This window comes from Yersinia thracica, from assembly GCF_902170565.1.
Taxonomy (GTDB): Bacteria; Pseudomonadota; Gammaproteobacteria; order Enterobacterales; family Enterobacteriaceae; genus Yersinia; species Yersinia thracica.
Genome location: NZ_CABHXX010000032.1, coordinates 1 through 18512 on the forward strand (window position 1 = coordinate 1; position 18512 = coordinate 18512).

Below are 18512 nucleotides of genomic sequence, written 5' to 3' on the forward strand. Positions count from 1 at the left end.
TTTAGGTTCAAAAACCGGTCTTAAAGTGGCGCACTTTTAAAGCATAACTGTGGCTCATTTTTAGACCATAATTGACACACTCATGCCCCACAAGAAAATTGGATAGTGGTTTTTACTATATAATTCAATAACATTACCCACTCACACCCCCATATTCATCACGTCTTGATAAGCAGCTACCAGCTTATTACGCACTTGGATGCCGAGCTGTAAAGAGACAGATGATTTTTGCATATTCACCATCACATCATTAAGGCCAACACCGGGCACACCTAATTCAAAATTCTGCCCCAGAGTACGGGCTGTCTGCTGGTTTTCACTGATTTTACCAATAGCCGCTTTTAATTCGCTGGCAAAACCGGCTTCAGCTGGCAGTGTTCTTACTGAACCCGATGCTTGCAATGCAGTCACCTGCAATTGCTGTAAAACCCCTTCAATACCTTGAACAGACATGCTCATCCCCAAAAATGCGTCAGTAGGCCAATAACTGCGTGGCAAATAGGCGCGTTAATGCGGATATTTGCCATCCAGCAGGTATTACTTTTTTCAGGATGACACCCTAACACATCATTTTTGCGCTAAAGCGGCTAAATAGGCCCAAAAATACCGGCTTATTGAGCCATCAAATTTCCACTTACAGCAAATAATGGCATGCCGATATAGTCTAAATAATTCGAGTTGCAGGAAGGCGGCAAGGGAGAGACAAATCGGTCGGGAACCGATTTGAACAGCATTTATGCTAGCCCGCAGGGTGAGCCTCAAGGATGAAGCTCATTAATCCCGATAAGCTTACTGTAGTAAGTGATTCGGGTGACAAATCTGCCAGGAGCAGATTTGAACGCTGTTTGCAGCGGCCTCGCAGAGGCGAGGCCCATGGACGGGCCGAGTAACGAGCGCGGCCAACGCGCATGCGGCTTGAAGTATGACGAGTATAAAAGGGATATCAGCTATTGATGCGTTATCGCTCACAGCACTTGGGAGTCTGTTTTGTTCCAACACATTAGTTACATAAAAAATACTAACTCAAACGTTGTTCAGCTTGGCCAAGGACGTGTATGAATGCCTCGATAACTGGCGGTGAAAATCGTGAGAATAACTTTACGACGACACTGGCACGCCTACGCGCGAATCCGAAAATCCCACTGTTGATTGCAGCGGCTGCGGCCATCGCTATTATTGTCGCGCTGATGTTATGGGCTAAAAGTCCAGATTATCGCGTCCTTTATAGCAACCTGAGTGATCGTGATGGCGGTGATATCGTCACGCAATTGACGCAACTGAATATTCCCTATCGTTTCGCGGATAATGGCGGAGCGCTGTTGATCCCGGCAGATAAAGTGCATGAAACTCGTCTGCGTCTGGCACAACAAGGTTTACCTAAAGGTGGTGCCGTCGGTTTTGAGCTGCTGGATCAGGAAAAATTTGGCATCAGCCAATTCAGCGAGCAAGTCAACTATCAGCGGGCACTGGAAGGTGAACTCGCCCGAACTATCGGCACACTTGGCCCGGTACTGAATGTCCGGGTACATTTAGCGATGCCGAAACCCTCGCTATTTGTTCGTGAGCAAAAATCGCCAACCGCCTCTGTCACACTCGCCTTGCAACCTGGCCGTGTACTTGATGATGGTCAAATCAATGCCATCGTCTACATGGTTTCCAGCAGTGTGGCGGGTTTACCCCCTGCAAGTGTCACTGTGGTCGATCAAACTGGCCGTTTGCTAACGCAATCTGATAGCGCGGGCCGCGACTTAAATGCGGCACAACTTAAATTTACTAATGAAGTGGAAAACCGCTTCCAGCGCCGCATTGAAACTATCCTGGCACCGATGGTGGGTAGCGGTAATATTCATGCGCAAGTCACTGCGCAAGTTGATTTTGCCAGCCGTGAACAGACTGATGAAGAGTACAAACCGAATCAGGCCGCCAACCAAGGGGCGGTACGCTCTCAGCAAGTCAGTACCAGCGAACAACTGGGCGGCACCAATGTCGGCGGTGTTCCGGGGGCGTTGTCCAATCAACCGCCAATAACCCCAGTAGCACCCATTGAAGTGCCTCCAGCGACTCCTGCAGCGGGTGCCGGTGCGGCTGCGAATACCGCCAATGCAGCGAACCGCCCGGCGGCGACCACTACTGCAGCTAAACAGACTGCGACTTCAAGTAATAGCCGCCACGACCAAACCACTAACTTCGAAGTTGACCGCACTATCCGCCACACCCAGCAACAAGCAGGTATGGTGAAGCGCCTCTCCGTCGCCGTGGTCGTCAATTACGGCATGGATAAAGCGGGCAAACCTATTGCGCTGAGCAAAGAGCAATTAGCGCAGGTGGAATCACTGACGCGCGAGGCCATGGGCTTCTCCACTGACCGTGGCGACACTCTCAATGTGGTCAATACGCCATTTAGTGCCACTGGCGAAGATACCGGCAGCAACCTGCCATTCTGGCAGCAACAGTCGTTCTTTGATCAATTGCTTAATATTGGTCGCTATTTGCTCATCTTACTGGTCGCGTGGATCTTATGGCGCAAACTGGTACGCCCATTGATGGAGAAAAAACAAGTAGCGGATAAAGCAACGGCGTCGGTCAATAGCATTGTACAGACCGCGCAAGCGTCTGAAACAGCGAAACAAACTAAAGAAGAGCTGGCCCTGCGTAAGAAAAATCAGCAACGAGTGAGTGCTGAAGTTCAGGCCCAGCGTATACGCGAACTTGCGGATAAAGACCCACGTGTTGTCGCGCTGGTTATCCGTCAATGGATGAGTAACGACCAATGAGCCTGACCGGAACTGAAAAAAGCGCCATCATGCTGATGACACTGGGCGAAGACCATGCCGCAGAGGTATTCAAACACCTTTCCTCGCGCGAAGTGCAGCAACTCAGCACCACCATGGCCAGTATGCGGCAGGTTTCTCACCAACAGTTGGTTGATGTATTGGCTGAGTTTGAAGACGATGCCGAGCAATATGCTGCTCTGAGTGTCAATGCCAGCGATTATCTGCGCTCGGTGCTGATAAAAGCATTGGGTGAAGAACGTGCATCCAGCTTGTTAGAAGACATTCTGGAATCACGCGAAACCACCAGCGGCATGGAAACTCTCAACTTTATGGAGCCGCAGATGGCGGCCGACCTGATCCGCGACGAACATCCGCAGATTATCGCCACTATTCTGGTTCACCTGAAGCGCGCTCAAGCGGCCGATATTCTGGCACTGTTCGACGAGCGTCTGCGCAACGATGTCATGCTGCGTATTGCCACCTTCGGTGGGGTTCAACCCGCTGCGTTGGCTGAATTGACCGAAGTGTTGAACAACTTGCTCGATGGCCAAAATCTCAAACGCAGCAAAATGGGCGGTATCCGCACTGCGGCCGAGATTATCAACCTGATGAAAAGCCAGCAGGAAGAAACCGTTATGGACGCAGTACGCGAATACGACGGCGAGCTGGCACAGAAAATTATCGACGAAATGTTCCTGTTCGAGAATCTGGTCAGTGTCGACGACCGCAGCATCCAGCGTTTACTGCAAGAAATCGACAACGAATCGCTGTTGATTGCCTTGAAAGGTGCCGATCAGGCGCTGCGCGAGCGCTTCCTCAGCAATATGTCACTGCGTGCGGCAGAAATTCTGCGCGACGATCTGGCCACCCGTGGGCCGGTGCGGATGTCACTGGTCGAGAACGAACAGAAAGCCATCTTGCTGATTGTCCGTCGTTTGGCGGAAAGCGGCGAGATAGTCATCGGTGGCGGCGAGGATATCTATGTCTGATAGGATTAATGCCCTGCCCTGGCAGCCCTGGTCACTGAATGACTTTGCCAGCCAACCAGAACCTACCGCTGCCACTGCGCCGCCAGATATCAGTATGTTGTTTACTGATGAGCCAAGAGCGGATACCGCGCCAACGGAAAGTGATGAACAACAAACACTGATAAACTTGCAACTCGAAGCCGAGAAACAGGGCCGTCAGCAAGGGTTTGCCAAAGGGTTGCAAGAGGGCTTGGATAAAGGTTACCAAACCGGTCTGGAAGAGGGGCATCAGCAAGCGCTGGCAGATGCCGAGAAACAGTTGGCGCCGATCACCGCGCACTGGCAAACCCTAGTCGATGATTTTCAAAACACCCTGGATGCGCTGGACAGTGTGATTGCCTCGCGATTAATGCAAATGGCCTTGGCGGCAGCAAAACAGATTCTGGGGCAACCGGCAATTTGCGATGGCACCGCGTTGCTGGCTCAAATCCAGCAAATGATTCAACAAGAGCCGATGTTTGCCGGTAAACCACAATTACGGGTGAATCCGAATGATTTGGCCGTGGTGGAACAGCGCTTAGGCTCGACGTTGAGTCTGCATGGCTGGCGCTTATTGGGTGATAGTCAAATTCACCCCGGCGGATGCAAAGTCAGCGCCGAAGAAGGTGATTTAGATGCCAGCCTGGCGACGCGCTGGCATGAGCTATGCCGTCTGGCAGCACCAGGAGAATTATGATGACCGCCCGCCTTGGCCGCTGGCTTACCTCTTTAGACAAGTTCGAAGAGCGTATCAGCCAATCAACCACCATTCGCCGTTACGGGCGGTTGACGCGCGCCACCGGCCTGGTGCTGGAAGCCACCGGTTTGCAACTTCCCCTCGGTGCAACCTGCCTGATTGAACGCCATGATAACGGTGAAGTTCAAGAAGTTGAGAGCGAAGTGGTGGGTTTTAACGGCCAGCGTCTGTTTTTGATGCCGTTGGAAGAGGTCGAGGGGATTGTGCCCGGCGCCCGAGTTTATGCCCGCATCACCACCGGCGGGGCTTCTGCCAGTAAACAGTTGCCACTCGGCCCAGAATTACTGGGGCGAGTATTAGATGGCAGCGCCAAACCACTTGACGGCTTACCTGCACCGGAAACCGGTTATCGGGCCCCGCTGATGACACCTCCCATCAACCCATTACAACGAACCGCGATTGAACAGGTTTTGGATGTTGGCGTGCGCACTATTAATGCCCTGCTGACGGTCGGCCGAGGGCAGCGTATGGGGTTGTTCGCCGGTTCCGGGGTGGGGAAAAGTGTCTTGTTGGGCATGATGGCCCGCTACACCCAAGCGGATGTCATTGTGGTTGGGCTTATCGGTGAACGTGGCCGTGAAGTTAAAGATTTTATCGAGAATATTTTAGGTACCGAGGGGCGCGCCCGCTCGGTGGTTATCGCCGCCCCCGCTGACGTATCGCCGTTGCTGCGTATGCAAGGCGCAGCCTATGCCACCCGTATTGCAGAAGATTTCCGCGACCGTGGCCAGCATGTGTTACTCATCATGGATTCCCTGACGCGCTACGCCATGGCACAACGCGAGATAGCACTGGCAATCGGCGAACCTCCGGCAACCAAAGGTTATCCACCCTCCGTATTCGCCAAATTACCGGCACTGGTTGAACGCGCGGGTAACGGCGTGTCTGGCGGCGGCTCGATTACCGCATTTTATACGGTACTGACCGAGGGCGATGATCAGCAAGACCCGATTGCCGACTCCGCACGCGCCATTCTCGATGGTCATGTGGTGTTATCTCGCCGTTTGGCAGAATCCGGTCATTATCCCGCCATTGATATCGAAGCCTCTATCAGCCGAGCGATGACCTCACTGATTGATGAGAATCACTACAGTAAAGTTCGCCAATTTAAACAGTTACTTGCCAGTTTCCAGCGCAACCGCGATTTGGTCAGCGTCGGGGCCTATGCCGCCGGTAGCGACCCCTTGTTGGATAAGGCCATCGCCCTCTACCCGCAAATGGAAATCTTCTTGCAGCAAGGTATGTATGAACGCAGCAGTTACGAAGATGCCTGCCAGCATCTGAAGAGCCTGTTCCCGGGTTAATCGCTAACAACCCTGCGGCGTCAAGCACCCAATGTATGCCCAAGTGATTAGCGTTGCAGGTAGGCAGCAAGAGAAAGCACCCCGATGAGCTGACTCTCGTCAGTGATTCGGGTAAGTGAACGTAGCTAACAACCCTGCGGCGTTAAGCACCCAATGTATGCCCAAGTGATTAGCGTTGCAGGTAGGCAGCAAGAGAAAGCACCCCGATGAGCTGACTCTCGTCAGTGATTCGGGTAAGTGAACGTAGCTAACAACCCTGCGGCGTTAAGCACCCAATGTATGCCCAAGTGATTAGCGTTGCAGGTAGGCAGCAAGAGAAAGCACCCCGATGAGCTGACTCTCGTCAGTGATTCGGGTAAGTGAACGTAGCTAACAACCCTGCGGCGTTAAGCACGAAGGGCATTGAGGAATACGATGAAAAGTCAGTCACCTCTCATCACCCTGCGCGACCTGGCTCAAAAGGCGGTCGAACAGGCAACGACCCAATTGGGGCAGGTTCGCTTGTCTTATCAGAATGCTGAGCAGCAACTGAGTATGTTGCTGTCTTATCAGGATGAATATCGGGTGCGGCTGAATGACACGCTGAGTCATGGCATGGCCTCCTCCAGTTGGCAAAATTATCAGCAATTTATTCAAACATTGGAGCAAGCTATTGAGCAACATCGTCATCAGTTGGCCCAGTGGAATGTAAAAGTTGAACAAGCAGTGAAGCATTGGCAAGAAAAGCAACAGCGGTTAAATGCATTTGAAACGCTGAACGAGCGAGCTGAAACCACCGCACGTTTGCACGAGAACCGTTTGGATCAAAAACTGATGGATGAGTTCGCCCAGCGCGCCTCACAAAGGAGTCTACATTCATGAATCTATCTCTCTTGCCTACTGCTATCACTGCAAGTGAAGCCGAGGGCGCAGCATCCTCGACATCTATTGCCGCGCTGTTTACCGACGCGGGATTACCGGCCGATTTTGCCAAACTTTTGGGTGACCAGCTGGGGAAAGAACTCACCGCCCTGGATGCTTCAACCCTGAAATCATCTTTAGCCGCGGCGACTGACATCACCCCTGAAGTTGACAGTAGTCAATCAACCGCCGGTAACAGCAAGTTGAATCAGTTGTTGGCCGCATTGGGAGATATCAGTGCTACGCTACCAGCGGGTTTAACCCATGCAGGACAAACTGGCGATGCCGCGGGCATTAAGAAAACCACCATCAATGACAGCGGTAAGCCGGATAGTGCCAGTGATAAAACTCACGATAAAGTCGACCCCGCCGCATTACAAACCTTGTTGGCAATGTTGCCGCATCAAGTGGCTAACACATTGAGCGGGCAAAAAGCCCCCCTGACTGATACCAACGGCCTGACGAACAATAAAACAGCAGCCAGGCAAGATATTTCCACTCTCACCAGTCTGACCTCACAAGATAAAGGTTTAGCCGCACTGATGGGTGGCACCCTGGGCAGTATGAAAAATGATAAAACCATAAACAGTGACGATGTATTAGCGGGGGTAGCCACGAAAACAAAAATAACGGCTTCATCGGATAAGTTGGCCCCGTTGAGCGGGAAAGATGCTGACACCAGCACGCTCAATGCGAAAACCGCGCCACTGGCAGCACAAGCTGAAACCATCGCCGCTGCGGTGGATAAAACCTTGGTCAATTCAGCTACCCTGACCCATTCTCTTCCCCCGGTATCCAGCCCTGTTCTGCCGACGACCGCCAGCGCCCATATCAGTGCGCCCGTCAGTGGTTATTTAAGTGCGCAACTGGGCAGTCAAGAATGGCAACAATCACTTGGGCAACAAGTGATTATGTTCAGCCGCAATGGGCAACAAAACGCCGAGTTGCGGCTGAACCCGCAAGAATTGGGTGCATTGCAAATCAGTCTAAAAATAGAAGATAAGCAAGCACAATTACACTTCGTTTCAGCTCATAGCCAGGTTCGGGCCGCGATTGAAGCCGCCATGCCAAGCTTACGCACCGCTTTGGCCGAAAGTGGTATTCAGTTAGGCCAAAGTAGTGTCGGCAGTGAAGGTCAATGGCAACAAGCACAGCAACAGAGCCAGCAAAATCAGCAAGATTTCGCCTCGCGCGGTCAGCCAGCTTATGGTGAAGTCGCCTCTGGCGAAGCACAGGTGAGCACACCGCTGGTCACACCAGCCGCATTGCAAGCTCTGGCCAATGGCAATGGTGGCGTTGATATTTTCGCCTAAAAGGCGCTGTTAATTTCGCCAAACGGGAACAAACGGGCAAGCTAGGCCGTTTTTCTCCACCTATTCTGCCTATTGGGATTAAGGATAAGCGGGATAATCATCAGTAATAATTCGGATAGCTTGGTGTCAGTGGCCCCAGGCTGTTATACCCAAAATAATTCGAGTTGCAGGAAAGCGGCCAACGCACATGCAGCTTGAAGTCTGACGGGTATATTGTGATCCACCGGTTTGATACCAAAACAGGAATTTGCCTTCTCCATGTCTCAAAATACCTTCCCGGCCAAGCGTAAGAGTTCAATCTGGGTGATCCTGCTGGTGCTGATTGCGGTGGCAGCAACTGCGGGTGGCGGTTATAGCTGGTGGGCACTCAATAAGAGTCAACCAACCACAGCGAAAGTCGCTCCTGTCATCCCGGTGTTCATGCCCTTGGAGACCTTTACGGTCAATCTAATCACGCCGGATAATAATCTGGATCGTGTGCTGTATATCGGATTAACGTTAAGGCTCCCCGACGACAGCACGCGTGCAAAACTCAATGACTATCTGCCGGAAGTGCGCAGCCGGTTACTGTTACTGCTCTCCCGTCAATCCGCTGATAGTCTGGCGAACGAAGAGGGCAAGCAGCGCTTAGTCGGTGAAATTAAAAACGTTCTTAGCCCGCCAATGGTTAAAGGTCAACCTAATCAGGTAGTCAGCGATGTGCTGTTTACCGCATTTATATTGCGATAATCATTATGGGCGATAGCATTCTTTCACAAGCAGAGATTGACGCACTGTTAAACGGTGACAGCGGGGGTGATGAACCCGAAGCGGTCACTGGCAACGAGACAGACGTTAAGCCTTATGACCCGACGACCCAGCGACGTGTGGTGCGTGAGCGCCTACATGCGCTGGAGATAATCAATGAGCGGTTTGCCCGTCAGTTCCGGATGGGGCTGTTTAACCTGTTGCGCCGCAGCCCGGACATTACGGTTGGCCCGATAAAAATCCAGCCATATCATGATTTTGCCCGCAACTTGCCGGTGCCAACCAACCTCAACTTGATACATTTGAAACCATTACGTGGGACAGCGCTGTTTGTTTTCGCCCCGAGTCTGGTGTTTATTGCCGTTGATAACTTGTTTGGTGGTGATGGCCGCTTCCCGACAAAAGTAGAAGGGCGCGAGTTTACCCACACAGAACAACGCGTGATTAACCGGATGCTACGGCTAGCGCTGGATGCATATCGTGATGCCTGGGCTCCCATCTATAAAATTGATGTGGAATATGTCCGCTCTGAAATACAGGTGAAATTCACCAATATCACCACCTCCCCCAACGACATCGTGGTCACGACCCCTTTCCAGGTGGAAATCGGCGCGTTGAGTGGAGAGTTTAATATCTGTATTCCGTTTGCCATGATTGAGCCATTGCGCGAACTGCTAACCAACCCACCACTGGAAAACTCCCGTCAGGAAGACAGCCATTGGCGTGAAACGCTGGTCAAGCAAGTTCAGCACTCTGAGCTGGAGCTGGTGGCTAATTTTGTTGATATCCCGCTGAGATTGTCGCAGATACTCAAGCTACAGCCGGGGGATGTGTTACCCATAGATAAACCTGAGCGACTGATTGCGCATGTCGACGGCGTGCCGGTGCTGACCAGTCAGTACGGGACATTAAACGGGCAATATGCCCTACGTGTTGAACATTTGATTAACCCTATTTTGAATGCTCTGAATGAGGAACAGCCCAATGAGTGACCCTAAGTTTCCGTCTGATGATGGAAAGGAATCCGTGGATGACCTGTGGGCTGATGCGTTTAATGAGCAACAGGCAGCGGAGAAGCCAGCGGCCACTACCGAAGGCGTATTTAAATCACTGGAAGCACCCGACGCACTGGGTAACCTGCAAGATATCGATTTGATTCTCGATATTCCGGTGAAACTGACCGTCGAACTGGGCCGCACCAAAATGACCATCAAAGAATTGCTGCGCCTGTCTCAAGGTTCAGTGGTTTCTCTCGATGGCCTGGCGGGCGAACCTTTGGATATTCTGATTAACGGTTACCTGATTGCACAGGGTGAAGTCGTGGTGGTCGCGGATAAATACGGCGTGCGTATCACTGACATTATTACCCCATCAGAACGTATGCGTCGTCTGAGTCGCTAATGACCGCAGCACAAAGGGTGGCAATAACAGCAACTGAAGCAACATCGGCAGCTATTGCGCCGGTGGTGGCGAAGACTTCAGTAGCAACGGATACGCCGGTGACCTCGCCGCAAACCCCCGTCACCGGGTTTGCCGCCAGCCACCCCGGCACCGCCACGCAACAAACAGCCCCGGCAATGCCCGCAGGCTCAGTGTTGACCCAAGTCGGCACGGTGCTGGGGGGGATTTTGCTGTTGATTTTATTTGCCGCCTGGCTGGTGCGCCGATGTGGTTTTGCGCCACAAGCTCGCAACAATAAGCTATTGAATGTGCGGGCCAGTTGTCAGGTCGGCCAGCGCGAGCGGGTGGTGATTGTCGAAGTGGACAACACCTGGTTGGTATTAGGTGTCACCGCCCAACAAGTGACGCCGCTCCATACACTGGAACGCCCTCCGGTTGACGAAACCAGCACCGCGCTGTCATCTGACACAGGAAAACCGGCTGATTTTCGCCAGCTATTGAACAAGATCCTGAAACACCCGGAAAAATCGGCATGATGTCTCTGCGTCCGCTCATGAATAAAGTCCCTTTGCTGCTGCTCGCCCTGCTCTGCTCTCCGGCGGCATTGGCTCAATTACCGGGCATTATCAGCCAGCCGTTGGCGAACGGTGGGCAAAGCTGGTCTTTACCAGTACAAACGCTGGTTTTTATCACCACGCTGAGTTTTCTGCCCGCCGCATTGCTGATGATGACCAGCTTTACCCGCATCATTATTGTGCTGGGTTTGCTGCGCAACGCATTAGGCACCCCTTCTGCCCCCCCCAATCAAGTGATGCTAGGTTTAGCGCTGTTTCTGACGTTTTTCATCATGTCGCCGGTGTTTGACAAGGTTTATCAAGATGCTTATCTGCCCTTCAGTCAGGACAAGATAAGTATGGAAGTGGCGATGGATAAAGGCTCACAACCATTACGTGAATTTATGTTACGCCAGACCCGCGAAACTGACCTTGCCCTGTATGCCCGGCTAGCTAATCTGCCGCCATTGGAAGGGCCGGAAGTGGTGCCGATGCGCATTCTGTTGCCCGCCTATGTCACCAGTGAGCTGAAAACCGCTTTCCAAATTGGTTTTACTGTATTTATTCCGTTTTTGATTATCGACCTGGTAGTGGCCAGTGTGCTGATGGCCCTGGGGATGATGATGGTGCCGCCCGCCAGTATTTCGCTGCCTTTCAAGTTGATGCTGTTTGTATTGGTTGATGGCTGGCAGTTGCTACTGGGTTCTCTGGCACAAAGCTTTTATAGCTGAGGTAGATACATCATGACACCAGAATCGGTAATGGCCCTCGGCGTTGAGGCAATGAAAATCGCCCTTGCATTGGCCGCGCCATTATTACTGGCGGCATTGATTAGCGGCTTAATTGTCAGTCTGTTGCAGGCCGCGACACAAATTAATGAAATGACACTGTCATTTATCCCTAAAATACTGGCTGTTTTCGCTACTTTGGTTATCGCAGGCCCGTGGATGCTAAGTTTGATCCTCGACTATATGCGTAATTTGTTTACCAGCCTGCCAACGTTGATTGGCTGAGCATGGTCTCTCTTGATACTACTCAACTCAGCGTCTGGGTCAGCCAGTATTTCTGGCCATTGATCCGCATATTGGCCTTAATCACTACTGCGCCAGTATTAAGTGAAAAGCAGATAAATCGCAAAGTCAAAGTCGGTTTGGCGGTATTAATCACCTTTCTGGTTGCCCCCTCCCTGCCCCCGGTCAATATTCCACTCGTCTCCAGCGGTGCGGTGTGGGTCGCGGGTCAGCAGATATTGATTGGCGTTGCTATCGGCTTGACCATGCAGTTTGCTTTCGCGGCTATCCGGCTGGCTGGTGAAGTGATTGGTTTACAAATGGGATTGTCTTTCGCCACCTTCTTTGACCCTTCCGGTGGGCCAAACATGCCGGTTCTCGCCCGGTTGTTAAACTTATTGGCGATGCTGTTATTTCTCAGCTTTGATGGCCATTTGTGGCTGATTTCTTTATTAGCGGACAGTTTTCATACTTTACCGATTCAGTTCGAGCCACTGAATGGCAATGGTTTTCTGGCATTAGCACAGGCCGGTTCATTGATCTTTATGAATGGGCTGATGCTAGCCTTGCCACTGATTACCCTGCTACTCACCCTGAATATGGCATTAGGTATGCTTAACCGCATGACGCCACAACTTTCTGTTTTCGTTATAGGTTTCCCGCTGACATTGACGGTCGGTATTATTTCGTTGGGCTTAACCATGCCTCTGTTAGCCCCTTTTACCGAGCATCTGTTTGGCGAGTTTTTCGACCGGCTGGCGAGTGTTATCAGTGGGTTGGCGTATTGACTTACACCCAAGTCATTGGCGTTGCCGGTAGGCTGCCAGCAAGTATGAAGGGGATCCTGTGGGGCTAGCCCACAGGTTGAAAGCAGATTATTTATTCAGTTGGAACAGAGATAAGCCCTGCATATTGGTGAATGTGGTGTAAGAGGCCTGTAAGGCGGCCTGCTGCATAACATAGGAAGAGATAGCAGAGTTCCAATCGACATCCACTAAATCACTCAGCCGCTGCTTGTTGATCAAGGTGCGGTCTGCACCCAAACCATCAAGATTGTCCAATTCTTGCAGTTGAGTACCAATTTCCGCTTGGACAGATAACACATTATTCAATGAGTTAGCCATGCCGCGGATACCTTTATCCATCGCCGCATTCACTTGTTCTTTAACCTCATCGGTCGCACCTTGCATGGGTGTTTTGAGGGCATTGAGAACAGTATCTATGGTATTAAAGATATTGTTTTCAGAAGCCACCGGAGCACCATTAGCATCATCAGGTTCTGGTTTGGCATTGCTGGTCAGCGCCATAAAGACACTGTCACCGGTGTGACCGACCGTCATTGACCGATTAGCATCGACTTTTTGCTCAATCGCGACATTACCGCCCATATAAGTCACTTCACCGGTTTTGCTAACAGCAAAAGGCGGCTTATCACTTTGAAAACCACCAAAAATATAGCGGCCATTACCATCAGTGATGTTCGCCTGATTAACCAATTGGTCTTTCAAACCCTGCAATTGAGTGGCATAAGAGGCGCGGTCATCATCACTCAAAATATCGCTCTTGGCACTGATGATGACACTTTGAATTGACTGAATGGTGCTGGTGGCCTGCGCCAAAACCGTGGTTTCCAGTGATGAACTCTGGCGGGCGAAGCTACGTGCCAACGCGTACTGGTTATTCTCCGACTCGGCTTGTGACACCATCACCGCCTGAGATGCCGACATCGGGTCATCCGAGGGATTAACCACGCGCTTGCCAGTGGAAAGTTGTTGGCCTGACTGCATCCAAAGGGATTGAGCATTGGTAATGCCCTGCATATTTTGCTGATACAGCATGCTGGTACTTAAGCGCACGATGTCAGTTCCTTTTAGTAACAGCTTAGTCAGTCGGCCCGCATTAACCGCCATTCTGACTAAACCTAAAATGAGATAAGCAGCGGCAATGCTGCAATGCCGCTAACCAAAACTTAACCGCGCAGACTCAGTAACGCGTTAAACAACGTCGAAGCGGTTTGGATAACTTGGGCATTCGCCAGATAATATTGCTGGAAACGCTGTAAGTCGCCGTACTCTTCATCCAGGTTCACCCCGGAAATAGACTGCTGCTCCGCTGACAACTGTTTGACGATGTTGGCCTGTGCCGTGCTGTTGGTTTTTGCCGTCGCCGTTTGGTTACCGACATTACTGACCAACCCGGCATAAGCACCCGAAAATGTCGCTTTACCGTCGACCAGTTTTTTGGTTTGCAGATCTAATAACGCCTGCGCGTTGACGTTGTCACTCGCGCCGCCATCCTTGGTACCACCCGCAGCAATCATGCTGGAGTCCGTAATGGCGACCTGCAAATTAGCGGCAACATTGGAAACCGTTTTAATGGTGAATTTATCTTTGCCTTCTGGCCCCGACGTGCCGTTAGTGACGCTGACCGCGATACCGTCGAAGTTCAGTGTGGGTTTGCCATCTTTATCCGTTCCGGCCGTGGTCGGAACTTTAGTATTGTCCGACAAGCGCGTAACCTGCCAATCTGTACCATCAAACTCCACCGTGTAATCACTGGATTTGACTTTCGAGGTGTCGGTGTAATTGACGGTTAGGCTGGCATCACCCTGATTTTTCGCATTTTTTAATACAGAAGGCTTCACAAAACTAAAGAAATCTGTGCCCTCATCACCATTGGCATCAAAGCCCGCTTTATGCTGGGTATTAAAGCTATCGGCCATCACCAAAGCTAATTGGCCCAATTGGTTACGTGCGCTATCCAGTGCTTCACTGCGGAATTTCAGTGTTCCGCCGAGCGAACCGCTAGCCAGGCGACTTTCATCAATTTCAATGGTGTCGCTAGTGCCGTGTTTATAGCCTAACGTGAGGCGGGTTGCATCGGCGCTGGAGGGAATGGCTTCCACTTTATAAGCATTCGGCCCTTGCACCAGAGATAAACCTCCGGCAAATGACACATTGTAAGCATCGCCATCTTGCTGAGTGACCGTCACCGCCACAATCTGGTTTAACTCGGTAACCAGTTGATCGCGTTGGTCAAGCAAGGCGTTTGGCTCGCTACCGCTGCTACCGCGCAGGCGGGTAATCTGGTCATTTAACTTGGCGATTTGCTCAGCATAGTTATTAATTTGCGTTGCACTGTCACTTATCTTTTGGTTGACGCCATTATCCATATCACGCAGATATTTATCCGCATTCTGGAATTGGTTAACCAGCCCTTCGGCCTTGCCCAATACCGTTTTACGCGCCGCATCATCGCCCGCGTTACTCACCAGATTTTGCAGGTTGTTGAAGAAATCCTGCATGGTGGTTGAGATGTTATTGGAGGTATTAGCCAGTAAATTATCGATCTGAGAGATTTGCTGATAATAGGTCGTCAGTCCACTGCTTTGGGTTTGTGATGCACGCAACTGGTTGGTAATAAAGGCATTATATTCACGGTTAACACCGGTCACTGCCACGCCATTACCAATAAAACCCGCCGGACTTAATGTCCCGCCATTTTGGGCAAAAATAGTGTTCTGGCGGTTATAGCCAGCCACCTGAAAATTGCTGATGTTGTTACTGACGGTGCTCAAGGCATATTGGGCTGCGCTCAGACCACTCATCGCAGTATTCATTAAACTATTGGACATAAAGAGATCCTTTTACCGCAGGCGATTTACATCGCGCACCTGCATTTATTAATATTGGGATACTGCCTGAGGAGATCTACGCCCCCGCACAGCCTATTCAGAGTATCGGCCCGAGTTTGGAAAACTTGAGTGAAAATATGGGTGTAAAGATCAATCCTCACCAATCCGATAGGCGTTATTGTCGCAGGCAGTTTGGGGGAGGCCAGCGCACAGGCAACGGAGCGTACACGTAGTACGTGACGGCGCCGAGCACTGCCCAATCCCAAAATGACCAGTAAAATAGCCTATTAGAAAAGAGAATCCAGATTGCTGCTATAGGCTTTCACTGCTTGCTCTCCGGTATTCTTCATTTGCTGAATCACATTGACTAATTTTTGGGCATATTGGGGGTCTGTAGCATAACCGGCGCGCTGCAAAGCATGGGCACCTTGTTCAGGGCTTTGAGCGGCAGCCACATTGGCATAGCGCGGGTTTTGGGTCAGTAATTTGACATAATCACTGACCGCCTCGACATAAGAGCCATAGACCCGGAAGCGCGCTGTGGTTTTCTTCGCCACACCTTGCTCATATTCCGTGGTGGTAATTTCACTGACCGGGCCATCCCAGTTACTGCCCGCTTTAATACCAAATACGTTATAGCTGCTTTTGCCATCAGCGGTTGGGATCTCGCGCTGACCCCAACCGGATTCCAGCGCGGCCTGCGCCATAATAAGTTGATGCGGGATGCCACTTTGCTGGCTGGCAATTTGCGCTGGAATAGACAGACGCGCGACGAAATTACCGGTACTTTGCGGCAATGAAACTGGGCTGTTGACTGGCGGTGTCGGCATGGCCCGGCGCACCATTTGCTCCAATGCTTGCGCCGGAAGAGTTTGCAAGACTTCATTATCCAGCATCATTGGCACCGTGCCGGCTGTTTCACTCGGTGAAGAGGTTCCTGAAAGCTGCTCCACCATCATGTCCGCCAGCCCAAGCCCCTTGAGCGACATTTGCTGCGCGATTTGCTGGTCATACATTGAGGTATAGAGCCGGGTCTGGTCACTGTTCATGATGCCCTCTTGCGGCAAGGCGGAGCGCATGCTTTTCAGCATCATCTGCACAAACATCCCCTCCACCTGCTGGGCAACCTTCTTTAGGTTGCCATCAGGATCTCTCGCCGCGTCACGTTTCAAGCTATTCAGTGATTGGGCATCATAGGCGGCTCCGAACATTTCATTGGCGCTGCCGGACATGGCCATCAAATCGCTCATTAGATAATTTCCAATTTAGCCCGTAAGCAGCCGGCACTCTGCATCGCCTGCAAGATAGACATCAAATCAATCGGTGTTGCCCCCAGAGAGTTCAAGGCGCGCACCACATTATTCAGATTCGGGCTAGCATTGACGCGTTGCAATGCGCCACCTTGCTGCTGAACGGAAATCTGGGTATTCGGTGTCACGACGGTTTGCCCACCACCAAAGGGAGTATCTGGCTGACTGACGGTATTCTGTTTATCAATAACCACCGACAAGTTCCCTTGCGCCACAGCACAAGAGTCAAGCATGACATTGCGGTTCATCACCACCGAACCGGTGCGCGAGTTAATTATGACCTTGGCATCACCTGCATCAATATTCACTGGGATGTTTTGAATATCCGCCAGGAAGCGCACTTGCGAACTGTTACCGCGTGGCACCAACACCTGGATAGTGCGAGCATCAATGGCGGTCGCGGAACCAAAACCGCGTTGGCGGTTAATGGCATCACTGACCTGCTGTGCGGTGGTGAAATCTTCAGTATTCAATTGCAGATTAATCACCCCATCAGTGCCAAAGGTGGTGGGCAGCTCGCGTTCAATAGTCGCGCCATTGCTAATGCGCCCGCCGGTCAATTGGTTGACCTGAACACTGCTGCCACCGGAGGAAGCACCGGCCCCGCCCACTAACACGTTACCCTGCGCCAAAGCATAAACTTGATTATCAACCCCTTTTAGTGGGGTCATCAGCAAGGTGCCGCCACGGATACTTTTGGCGTTCCCCATTGAGGACACCACCACATCAATGGTTTGCCCGGTGCGGGAAAATGCCGGTAGCTTGGCAGTGACCATCACCGCCGCCACGTTTTTGAGCTGCATATTGGTGCCCGGTGGCACGGTAATACCCAATTGTGACAGCATGTTGCTGAGACTTTGCGTGGTAAACGGCGTCTGCATGGTCTGGTCACCGGAACCATCCAACCCCACCACCAGACCATAGCCAATCAATGCGTTATCGCGCACTCCCTGAACGGTCACCAAATCGCGAATACGCTCGGCTGACGCTGGCAATGACACCAGCGTGAACAGCACAATAAGCTGCATGATAAATAGGGTGATAAGTGACTGTTTACGCATCAATGGGCCTCTTAGTATGGCGAAACATTAAGGAAGAACCGCTGCAACCAGCCCATGGTTTGCGCTTCATTGATATAACCATTACCCACATACTCGATGCGCGCATCAGCCACCTGGGTTGAGGTCACTGTATTGCTGCCGCTGATGGTGCGTGGGTTGACGACCCCAGAGAAACGAATGAATTCCGTTCCCTGATTAATGGCGATTTGTTTCTCGCCCACCACATGCAAGTTGCCGTTAGCCAGCACTTGATCCACCGTCACCGTGATGGTGCCACTGAAGGTATTGTTAGCATTTGCCCCGCCCTTGCCACCAAAGGTGTTATCACCCGAAATATCCATATCAGCACGTGCATTACCCAGTAATCCTTCCAGATAGCGTGGCGCGGTAGCGACACCAAATTTGCTGGAACCGTTACGGCTGGCATTGGCAGAAGAACTTTTGCTGGCACTGACATTTTCCTGCAAGGTAATGGTCAGTGTGTCGCCGATGTTACGTGGGCGACGGTCTTCAAATAGCGGCTGATAACCATAGTTCATCGGCTGGGCAGCCTGGAAAATAGAGCCATTTGGCAGGGGCGCACTGGCAGGGGCTGGCTGTGCTGACGTCGAGCCATCCACCAGGGGTTTATGCGGAATATACGCACAGCCATTGAGCAATAGCGTCGCCATCAACGGCGCACTCATCCATCTCAACTCACCTAATTTTCGCAGCGGCGATGTATCCATCTCTGATTATCA

Annotated in this window: 19 protein-coding genes; 13 read left to right on the top strand and 6 right to left on the bottom strand. The window is 51.5% G+C overall.

The window, feature by feature from the left end:
- Nucleotides 1–141: 141 nt before the first annotated feature.
- Nucleotides 142–453 (bottom strand): flagellar hook-basal body complex protein FliE, encoded by a 312-nt coding sequence (gene fliE, locus FTA91_RS04840; protein ID WP_050114387.1) that lies wholly within the window; start codon nt 451–453, stop codon nt 142–144.
- 602 nt (nt 454–1055) lie between these two features.
- On the opposite strand from fliE, the gene fliF reads away from it, so the two are divergent.
- The 13 genes from fliF to fliR all read left to right on the top strand — a co-directional run bounded on the left by fliF (nt 1056) and on the right by fliR (nt 12555).
- Nucleotides 1056–2774, top strand: a complete 1719-nt coding sequence (fliF, locus tag FTA91_RS04845) for a flagellar basal-body MS-ring/collar protein FliF (RefSeq protein WP_145533832.1) — start codon at nt 1056–1058, stop codon at nt 2772–2774.
- Nucleotides 2771–3763, top strand: a complete 993-nt coding sequence (gene fliG, locus FTA91_RS04850; RefSeq protein ID WP_038633724.1) for a flagellar motor switch protein FliG — start codon at nt 2771–2773, stop codon at nt 3761–3763. Before fliF ends, fliG begins: the two co-directional genes overlap by 4 nt.
- Nucleotides 3756–4478, top strand: coding sequence for a flagellar assembly protein FliH (fliH, locus tag FTA91_RS04855; RefSeq protein ID WP_050114390.1), 723 nt, complete (start codon nt 3756–3758; stop codon nt 4476–4478). The genes fliG and fliH overlap by 8 nt, the downstream gene beginning before the upstream one ends.
- The gene (gene fliI / locus FTA91_RS04860) at nt 4478–5842 is read left to right on the top strand and encodes a flagellar protein export ATPase FliI (protein ID WP_050114391.1); all 1365 of its coding nucleotides are present in this window, start codon (nt 4478–4480) and stop codon (nt 5840–5842) included. Before fliH ends, fliI begins: the two co-directional genes overlap by 1 nt.
- A gap of 414 nt (nt 5843–6256) precedes the next feature.
- Nucleotides 6257–6703, top strand: coding sequence for a flagellar export protein FliJ (gene fliJ, locus FTA91_RS04865; RefSeq protein WP_050114392.1), 447 nt, complete (start codon nt 6257–6259; stop codon nt 6701–6703).
- The gene (locus tag FTA91_RS04870; RefSeq protein WP_186377340.1) at nt 6700–8055 is read left to right on the top strand and encodes a flagellar hook-length control protein FliK; all 1356 of its coding nucleotides are present in this window, start codon (nt 6700–6702) and stop codon (nt 8053–8055) included. The genes fliJ and FTA91_RS04870 overlap by 4 nt, the downstream gene beginning before the upstream one ends.
- Before the next feature lie 258 nt (nt 8056–8313).
- The gene (gene fliL / locus FTA91_RS04875; protein WP_049556569.1) at nt 8314–8784 is read left to right on the top strand and encodes a flagellar basal body-associated protein FliL; all 471 of its coding nucleotides are present in this window, start codon (nt 8314–8316) and stop codon (nt 8782–8784) included.
- Nucleotides 8785–8789: 5 nt separating this feature from the next.
- The gene (gene fliM, locus FTA91_RS04880) at nt 8790–9794 is read left to right on the top strand and encodes a flagellar motor switch protein FliM (RefSeq protein WP_038633734.1); all 1005 of its coding nucleotides are present in this window, start codon (nt 8790–8792) and stop codon (nt 9792–9794) included.
- Nucleotides 9787–10203 carry a flagellar motor switch protein FliN gene (gene fliN, locus FTA91_RS04885; protein ID WP_050114394.1) on the top strand — a complete coding sequence of 139 codons (417 nt, stop codon included), beginning with the start codon at nt 9787–9789 and terminating at the stop codon, nt 10201–10203. The genes fliM and fliN overlap by 8 nt, the downstream gene beginning before the upstream one ends.
- Nucleotides 10203–10739 carry a flagellar biosynthetic protein FliO gene (gene fliO / locus FTA91_RS04890; RefSeq protein WP_050114395.1) on the top strand — a complete coding sequence of 179 codons (537 nt, stop codon included), beginning with the start codon at nt 10203–10205 and terminating at the stop codon, nt 10737–10739. The genes fliN and fliO overlap by 1 nt, the downstream gene beginning before the upstream one ends.
- Nucleotides 10736–11488, top strand: coding sequence for a flagellar type III secretion system pore protein FliP (gene fliP, locus FTA91_RS04895; protein WP_038633743.1), 753 nt, complete (start codon nt 10736–10738; stop codon nt 11486–11488). The genes fliO and fliP overlap by 4 nt, the downstream gene beginning before the upstream one ends.
- Before the next feature lie 12 nt (nt 11489–11500).
- Nucleotides 11501–11770 carry a flagellar biosynthesis protein FliQ gene (gene fliQ / locus FTA91_RS04900; RefSeq protein ID WP_004392156.1) on the top strand — a complete coding sequence of 90 codons (270 nt, stop codon included), beginning with the start codon at nt 11501–11503 and terminating at the stop codon, nt 11768–11770.
- 2 nt (nt 11771–11772) lie between these two features.
- Nucleotides 11773–12555 carry a flagellar biosynthetic protein FliR gene (gene fliR / locus FTA91_RS04905; protein ID WP_050114396.1) on the top strand — a complete coding sequence of 261 codons (783 nt, stop codon included), beginning with the start codon at nt 11773–11775 and terminating at the stop codon, nt 12553–12555.
- A gap of 87 nt (nt 12556–12642) precedes the next feature.
- Here fliR and flgL read toward each other — a convergent pair whose 3' ends face one another.
- The 5 genes from flgL to flgH form a co-directional block, all read right to left on the bottom strand.
- A complete protein-coding gene (gene flgL / locus FTA91_RS04910; RefSeq protein WP_050114491.1) occupies nt 12643–13623 on the bottom strand; it encodes a flagellar hook-associated protein FlgL in 981 nt (326 codons plus the stop codon).
- A gap of 113 nt (nt 13624–13736) precedes the next feature.
- A complete protein-coding gene (gene flgK / locus FTA91_RS04915) occupies nt 13737–15401 on the bottom strand; it encodes a flagellar hook-associated protein FlgK (RefSeq protein ID WP_050114397.1) in 1665 nt (554 codons plus the stop codon).
- Nucleotides 15402–15688: 287 nt separating this feature from the next.
- Entirely contained in the window at nt 15689–16651 is a 963-nt protein-coding gene (flgJ, locus tag FTA91_RS04920; RefSeq protein WP_050114398.1) for a flagellar assembly peptidoglycan hydrolase FlgJ, read from the bottom strand.
- A complete protein-coding gene (locus tag FTA91_RS04925; protein WP_050114399.1) occupies nt 16651–17772 on the bottom strand; it encodes a flagellar basal body P-ring protein FlgI in 1122 nt (373 codons plus the stop codon). Before FTA91_RS04925 ends, flgJ begins: the two co-directional genes overlap by 1 nt.
- 11 nt (nt 17773–17783) lie before the next feature.
- Nucleotides 17784–18500 (bottom strand): flagellar basal body L-ring protein FlgH, encoded by a 717-nt coding sequence (gene flgH / locus FTA91_RS04930; protein ID WP_050114400.1) that lies wholly within the window; start codon nt 18498–18500, stop codon nt 17784–17786.
- Between the last annotated feature and the right edge of the window lie 12 nt (nt 18501–18512).